The following is a 7,885-nucleotide window of genomic DNA, read 5'->3' as shown; positions in this document are numbered from 1 at the left end:
AAAATCTCCGCCACCGAGACAAGGAGGTGTGTCTGCCTGTTTCACCATCCTACAGTATTGTGTTGTTGTTTTAAAGAACTATGATACAAATATAACAGCCTGTTTTTTATTTTGCAAATATTTTAACAAAAAAAGTTAAAAAGTATCATTTATGTAAGTTAATTAGATTATTGTTGTTGATTTGATAATAATCTTTTAACGTTATACCTCTGTTTACGGAGATGCGGGGAGCAGGGTTACAAAAAAATAATTTTTTTTCAGAAGCACGGCATTTGCAAACAGCGGGGGTAACGGATCTTTCACTCATGAATTAATGAATTTTATATTCATGATTCTTTTATCGAATTCTTCGCCTTTGACAATTGCCTTCGCCTTTATACGGATCTTATAAGTATAAATAGTGCTTACCGAGTAGTCCAGTATGCCGGCAATGGTTTCGTCGTCTTTTATTCCGAGCCTTATCAGGGCAAAGATGCGCAGTACGGTGTTCAGTGATTCTTCTTTTTGAGGCCAGATCTGATCTTCTGGTTTCAGCAGTTCGTTAAACGCAGGAATAAAGTTCGGCAGTAACTTCAGAAAGATCTGATCAAGGGTATGATAGAGATCCTCCCGCTCCCTTTCAATCTGCACGTCTGACATGATCTCAAGTGCATCATCAACTTTCTTCATCTTTATCCTGCGCTCTACCCGTCTTTTCAGGTTTTCCAGCATGCTGATGTAGGAAAAAGATTTCTTAAAGAAAAAACCGATGTATTCCTCATTGATCCTGGTATGTTCCATTAACTTTAAATTGGAGGACTGCAACTGGTCTTTTTGTTCGTTGATGAGCCGCTCGTTCACTTTGATTTTTCTGAGCTGAATGAAAACTACGAACAGGATGCAAACGGCAACTACAACGATCACCGCAAATATTAATGTATAGATGATAGACTTATCCCTTTGCCTTTCAGTTTCCAGGATCGTTTTTCCGGCTATCAGCGGCAGCACATTCTGTATGTCAATTTTATGGCTTCTGGAGCTGTAAAATTCTGCATCCGATATCGCCTTGTTCAGGCATACATAAGCCATCTTGAGGTCTCCGCTCTTGTAGAGTTCTTCTCCCAGCTTGAGAATAGCCTCGGTCTCCTTGGTTGACGAGCGTATGTCACTGATAGCCGAAAGGGCCAGGAGCGCGATCCTGTCACCCCCTGCATAGTTGTGGCTCAGCTTCATCGCCACCATCGCAATGTCATGGTTAGATAGTCCCCTGTGGGTAATAAAGTGCAGATAGAATTTTGCTGATGGTTTCAGGCTGGCGGATTCGCCGGTCGAAGAGGCTAAATTGATCGTTTTTTCAAAGTCATTAAGCGGTGCCACTGAAACCATGTTCTCGAACTGCTTATCGGCCTCCACCCAGTATTTCTTTGCATAGTAACGGTCGTTGTTGTACTTGGCAAGAGCTCCATAGAACCGGGATTTAGAATCGTAATATGTGGCTTTAAGCTTTCCGGCAATCGTGTCTTTGTCAAATTCCATGACCAGTTCATATGCCTCCTTAAACATGCCTGACAACGTTAGTACCTTCAGTAGCTTCAGTTTGCTTTCCTGCACCCGGTATGTGTCACCATTTTGCTGACTGAGGTCTATCATCTTCTTTACGTAGGCATATGAGGAGTCAAACTGGTAAGATTTATATTCGTCCAGCATCTTGCCGTAAAGTGCATACATCTGCAGATATCCCCGGTTTGACGGGTGATTGAGGGTAACTCTCAGGGCCTGGATCTTGGCTTCCTTCTGCCGGTCGTAATCTTTGTTTTTTAACTCGATCCGGAGCAGACTGAGCAAGCTGTCTTTGCTTGAAGAGCAAAAAGCCTGTTTGCCCATTGCGGAAATAAGAAACAGCATACATACAGCTGAAAGTTTGATTTTTGTCATCTCCGGACTTTATTTAATCTGCAAAATAAGGAATCGGAACTGTTGTATCAAGCTTCTAAACCGGTGCATCTTTACTGGTGCCACGTTTAAGGATTAAATCACTTACCCAATACTTACAACTTACTACTTACAACTTATATCGATGTCTTTTTGCCATTTTATATTCCTGGAGGAGAATCCAAGCATGATACGGTATTTCCCCTCTTCTTTGACGAATGCGTGTGCCTTTACGTCATAAACCGTAAATGCTTCTTTTGATACCTCGAGTGTGACGAGCTCAGACTCTCCCGCCTTTAAGAAGATCTTTTTAAATTTCCGCAGTTCTTTTTCCGGCCGGTCAGCCGGGCTGTTTACGGGGCCTGTATATACCTGGACAACCTCTGCCCCCGCCCGTTTTCCCTGGTTGGACAGGCGGAAATTTATCGTGATCGCGCCTTTATCATTTGGACCTGAAATTACCGGATTGGAAATTTTGAAAGTCGTATACGATAGCCCATAGCCGAATGGATACTGAACATCCCGTTTTAATTTGTCATACCCACGGTAGCCAATCAATAAGCCTTCCGTGTATTTTACGTGCTTGTCACCGTCCGGATCATAATAACTGTTGTATGCCGGGTTATCTTCCCACTTCTTTTCAAAGGACACCGGTAACTTTCCGGAAGGATTTACTTTGCCGAATAATACTTCAGCTATAGCCTTTCCTCCTTCCTGACCTGCATACCAGCTCCAGAGTAAACCGCTGACTTGAGGTTGCCAATCCTGCATTCCGATATTCCCGCCTGCATTTACTATGCCTATAACCGGTTTGTTTACTTTTAATACCCTTCCCAGCATCTTTTTATCTGCTTCAGGTAGCTCAAATGACCGGTCCGAGCCTTCTCCTTCCGTATCAGAGTTATGCCCGAAGCAAGCGATTACGAGATCCGCTTTGTTCAGATAATCACGGTACTGATCTGTTTTATCATTTGCTCTGTTCCAGATGAAATTCACCGAAGCTCCTCCTCCCCCCTGGTAATATTCGATCCTGATTTTATAATCGACTCCCTTTTGTAAGATCCTGGCTGCCGAGGTGCTCCTGTATCCGCCGTTGGCCCAGTCGCTGATGACGGCCACATCATCTATATATAAGCGGTAACCATCATCACCGCCTAAAGTAAAATTGTACTCATAGGTATCATCAGACCTTAGAACTCCTGTCCATCTAACCGAGAAACCGTCTTTTGGAACATCTTTTAATCCCGTTCCTCCGGTCCATGAATAACTTATTTTTTTCTCTGCCTGTTCAAAGACTGGTTTTCCTTTAAGATCAGGATTGTTGAAGTATTCAGCGTGGAATCCCGCTTTTGTATGATTTTCATCGGTGAAAACGATTTTAGGAAGGAAATCCAGTTCATCTGCATATTCCACATTTACCCGGTTCAGCAAGGCCTCCTCTTTAATCCCATCGAATATACTTGTAAAGCGAAACGGAATGACAGCCCCGCTGCCTCCACCATATACATTCCTGCAGGCATTCTTGCCCGTTATCACAATATTCCTGATCTTTTTCGGGTCAACAGGAAGGATCTTCTTCTCGTTTTTTAATAGCACGATCCCTTCTCTGGCTACATTTAAGGCTGTCTGTACGGAAGAGGGGTCATCATACGGAATCGTTTTATCTTTTCTGCCGGCATCTTTGAGGTCAATGCTGAACACCGTTCGTAAAATATTCCTGACTTTTCCGTCTATCATCTCCATGCTTATATCTCCTGTCTTTAAGTAGTAAGCCATATCCCTGGGATTCATCTTTTCGCCTCCCGGCATTTCAAGGTCCAACCCGCTTTTGGCAGCTGGTACAGTATAATGGACCGCGCCCCAATCTGACATGACCATTCCTTTAAAGCCCCATTGTTCCCTCAGAACGTTCTTTAACAGCCAGGAGTTCTCACTCGTATAAATGCCGTTCAGGAGATTATAGCTGGTCATTACGGCACCAACGTTTGCTTCCTGTACAACAGCTTTAAATGCAGGGAAATAAATCTCATGAAGTGTTCGTTCATCAATATCATTACTGATGTTATTGCGGTCATATTCAGAATTGTTGGCTGCAAAGTGTTTTATTGTCGCAATCACTCCCTGTTTCTGAACTCCCCTGATATACCCGACTGCGACACGGGAAGCTAAGTACGGATCTTCTCCCATGTATTCGAAGTTTCTCCCGCACATAGCCGCCCTGTAAATATTGACTGCCGGCCCCAGCAGGACGTTTACGCCTCTGGCCCTGCAGTCACGGCCCAAAGCGCTGCCATATTCATAAGCGAGATCTTCATTCCATGTTGCAGCAAGCATAATCGTGGCGGGATAAGCTGTTGACTTACCGTGGGTGCCCAGTCCCTGCGGGCCGTCTGTCATTCTTAACCGGGGGATGCCTAACCTGGCAATATCTTTTGTGTACATCCAGTCAACTCCTCCGATATAAGAGAGTTTTTCGGGTACAGTCATCTGCCTCAGCATTCCTTCTGCCTTTACAGACAGGCCGGTTGTGTCAGCTGCCTGCGCCAACGACGAAAAAGAGCAGAAAATGAAGATGTATGCCAGATATTTTGACCTCATTGTTTTTTGATATCAATTTGAATTCCTTTTTCCAGTGTGCCGCTTCCTTTGTAAACCCTGCCCTTCAGATATACCTCTGCGTGTATCTCCTTTATTTCGTCAGAGGGGTTTCTGTTGCCTTCCTTTTTTGTCGCACGGATGGTTATCATGTCATTTTTCTGTTTTGCAGCGAATGTCATCAGGCTGTAGTCACCTTTTTTATAGGACCACCCATCTCCTGCATCTGTATAGAGCTGTCCCTGTGCATTGCCTTCTTCATCGGGGCAAACAATAAGGGTTAAAGGATCAAAAAGCTTCTCTCCGGTATTCTGGACGATCTTTCCCAGTGGTATAACAGATCCTCCTCTGATTTTTAATTTAGCCTGGTACTTATCTATCCCATCCCCTTCCACAAGATTAATCTCTTCCCAGGTTCCCGACGGGAGAGCAGGTTTTTGAGCGAATGCCGGAATGACGAGGAGGTCTTCACCCAGGAGAAATGCTTGCTCTTCACTGCGAAGTTTTAAGTTAGCCGGATCAGAGAAAAATACAGGAGCCATGACCGGTACTCCTGTCCGGGATGCATGGAAAAATTGCGTGTAAATATAAGGGAGAAGCCTGTAGCGGCGCTCAAGTGCTATCCGCGACGTTTTTTCTATCTCATCGCCAAATGCCCAGGGCTCTTTGTCGTTGGTGCCTGCACATGCATGGCCTCTCACAAAAGGCAGGAACACCCCGAACCCCAGCCAGTTTGCCCAAAGATCACCGCTTGTATTATTTAAAAAGCCACCGATATCGGGTCCGCTGAACGGTTGCCCTGAAAGTCCGAGCGTAACAGACATCGGAACGGAAAGCTTTAGATGGTCCCAGCTTGCCAGATTGTCACCTGTCCAGGTTGCTGCAAATCTTTGTCCTCCCAGCAGGTTCGACCTGGTCAGCAGAAAAGGCCTTTTGGCTGGGTTGGCATCCATAATTCCTTTGTAAGAAGCTTCTACCATTAACCGCCCGTAAGCATTATGATAAAGCAGGTGCGGGCCTGCGGGCAGACCGCCTCCGCCCCTGTGCGGGGTATTATAAGGCATGGTGCCTAATCTCTGGCCTTCCGGTAATTCATTATCATTAATCGCCGGTTCGTTCATGTCATTCCAAATCCCATCGGCACCGGTAGCCATAAAATTACGATAAAGTCCGGACCACCACTCACGGGACTTAGGACTGGTAAAGTCGGGGAATGCACAGTCGCCGGGCCATACTTTACCGTGGTATTCATTGCCGGAGGGTGTTTTCACCCAGACATCTTTTTTCGTGCCTGATTGATATACAGAATAATTTCTATCGGCTTTAACCCCCGGATCGATCATGTAGACTGCCCGGAAGCCCTTTTGATGAAGGTCATCATTTAATTTCGCGGGATTAGGGAAGTTTTCAGGGTGAAATGTAAAAACCCGGTATCCGTCCATATAGTCGATGTCCATCCAGATTACATCACAGGGAATTTTCTTTGCACGGAATGTATCTGCAATCTCCGTTACTTTCTTCTCTGTGCCATATGAGAAGCGGCATTGATGATACCCTAATGCCCATAGCGGAGGCATTTGTATGGTGCCTGTCAGTTCGGCAAGCCCTTTTAATACAGCCTGGGGCGATTCTCTGTCAATAATGTAGATGCGGAAAAGTGCTCCTTCTGTATTGAATTTAATCTCATCGGATTCTGTGCGAAGCTCAGATTTCCACGAGCTGTCAAAGATAATCCCGAATGCAGTGCCATCTCTTCTTACTCCCATCACCCAGGGGTGGCTTTGGTAAAGCCGTTTGCCTTCTTCCACTCCGTATGCTCCTGTATCCGTGTTCCAGAGTTTAATGTGTTGCCCGTTTCGTAACAGGGGCCCGGTCACTTCTCCCCCTCCGTATAAACTTATATCACCCGAAAGTCTTAAGTAAGCACTTGCTTTATCACCGGTCAGTACGAACCGCGGTGTTAACGCCCAGTCCTTTGGTACCGGACCTCTGGGTTTGGGCTCGGACCGTAGTATCAGCGAAGGCGTCTTATTCCGGTCATAGCCTTTCGGTATGAATTCAACTATTCGTTCTCCAACTAAACTTGCCCTCCCGATTGCTATGTCATTTGCCCTGACACCTGTGAAATAGAGTATCGCAGTAAAAAGAAATAGATTTTTAAGATTCATTATAGTGCTAAGTGTGTGTTTATTATGAAAAGATATATTCATGTGTTTATAATGGCAGTGATATCAAGCGTTGGTTACGGTTTGATAACGACGATTTAAAAGTATATAAAACCAGGTGTAAGCGATGCGTAAGAAGTAGAGGATCTCTAGAAAATCTAATTGAGTTGCTTTTGTAAATATCTGGTTAATAGTATATTGTCTGGTATTTATTGCAGGTTTTCCAAATGAAAATCTTAAGGTTCAGAAGGCTTTTATTGGCTCTGCATGCTTGTGATGTAACGGTCAGCTAATATTTTTCGGCCGAACCCCTTAATTCTGCCGGTAATGGATGCTCCTTATATAGCCCGTTAATTACTTGTTTTGATCTGAAAACTTCCAGCTTAGAAGAGAATATATAGCGCTGTCCAGAAATTTGCCCTTATAATAGTAGTTCTCTTTAAAGAGTCCCTCCCTGATAAAGTTGTTTTTTTCCAGAAGCTTTATTGATCTGTTATTATTGGGATTGCAATTGGCTTCTACAGAATGTAAATTCATTTTTTTGAACCCGTACCCCAGAACGATGGCTAAAGCTTCATGCATCAGGCCCTTCCCCTCGAATTCGGGAAACAACATATACCCCAGCTCCGCTCTGAAATGTTCTTTTTGCATCCGCCAGAACCCAATTGTTCCGATCAGCCTGGTGTCTCCTTTTATGGTGATCGCCCAATTCACGCTGTTATTTCTGTTTGTTTCCTCTTGTATCGTTTTGATCAGGGAGTAAATTTCGTCAATAGAATCCGGCTTAGCCCGGTCAAGATACTTGATAACATGGTCGTCCGCCCGGAGTTTATACAGGGAAGGAGCATCTGATAATTCTATTTTTCTAAGTACAAGCCGTTCGGTCTGAAGTTCGGGGAAAGGGTGGAAATCCGGAATCAGTATCATTTCTTCTGGCATAAGTTAAGATTCTTTCCTGAAATATCTCAAGAAGAAGCAAAAAAATAAGCTCCCGATGGGCGAGAGCTCAAACTAACCAATTATAAACCTAAATTAAACGAAAGGGCTGTAGGAGAAGGAGTCGAACCTTCAAGGAGTGGTTAATCCGTTACCGGTTTTCCCAAAATCTCCGCCACCGAGACAAGGAGGTGTGTCTGCCTGTTTCACCATCCTACAGTATTGTGTTGTTGTTTTAAAGAACTATGATACAAATATAACAGCCTGTTTTTTATTTT

Annotated in this window: 4 protein-coding genes; all 4 read right to left on the bottom strand. The window is 44.3% G+C overall.

The annotated features are described in order from the left end of the window. Nucleotides 1–303: 303 nt before the first annotated feature. Nucleotides 304–1,914 (bottom strand): DUF6377 domain-containing protein, encoded by a 1,611-nt coding sequence (locus DDR33_RS24705; protein ID WP_109418469.1) that lies wholly within the window; start codon nucleotides 1,912–1,914, stop codon nucleotides 304–306. Between the two features lie 123 nt (nucleotides 1,915–2,037). After that, a complete protein-coding gene (locus DDR33_RS24700) occupies nucleotides 2,038–4,509 on the bottom strand; it encodes a glycoside hydrolase family 3 C-terminal domain-containing protein (protein WP_109418468.1) in 2,472 nt (823 codons plus the stop codon). Next, complete coding sequence (locus DDR33_RS24695) at nucleotides 4,506–6,674, bottom strand: TIM-barrel domain-containing protein (protein ID WP_109418467.1); 2,169 nt, start codon at nucleotides 6,672–6,674, stop codon at nucleotides 4,506–4,508. Before DDR33_RS24695 ends, DDR33_RS24700 begins: the two co-directional genes overlap by 4 nt. Before the next feature lie 351 nt (nucleotides 6,675–7,025). Beyond that, a complete protein-coding gene (locus DDR33_RS24690; RefSeq protein WP_109418466.1) occupies nucleotides 7,026–7,610 on the bottom strand; it encodes a GNAT family N-acetyltransferase in 585 nt (194 codons plus the stop codon). Nucleotides 7,611–7,885: the final 275 nt, after the last annotated feature.

Source organism: Pararcticibacter amylolyticus, assembly GCF_003130405.1.
GTDB lineage: Bacteria > Bacteroidota > Bacteroidia > Sphingobacteriales > Sphingobacteriaceae > Arcticibacter > Arcticibacter amylolyticus.
The sequence above is the reverse complement of the archived record's forward strand: the minus strand, read 5'-3'. Positions and strand labels throughout refer to the sequence as shown.

Bases quoted from the DNA above. Each gene is read 5' to 3' on its own strand.
- DDR33_RS24705 (WP_109418469.1), bottom strand. From the start codon at position 1,914: ATGACAAAAATCAAACTTTCAGCTGTATGTATGCTGTTTCTTATTTCC.
- DDR33_RS24700 (WP_109418468.1), bottom strand. From the start codon at position 4,509: ATGAGGTCAAAATATCTGGCATACATCTTCATTTTCTGCTCTTTTTCG.
- DDR33_RS24695 (WP_109418467.1), bottom strand. From the start codon at position 6,674: ATGAATCTTAAAAATCTATTTCTTTTTACTGCGATACTCTATTTCACA.
- DDR33_RS24690 (WP_109418466.1), bottom strand. From the start codon at position 7,610: ATGCCAGAAGAAATGATACTGATTCCGGATTTCCACCCTTTCCCCGAA.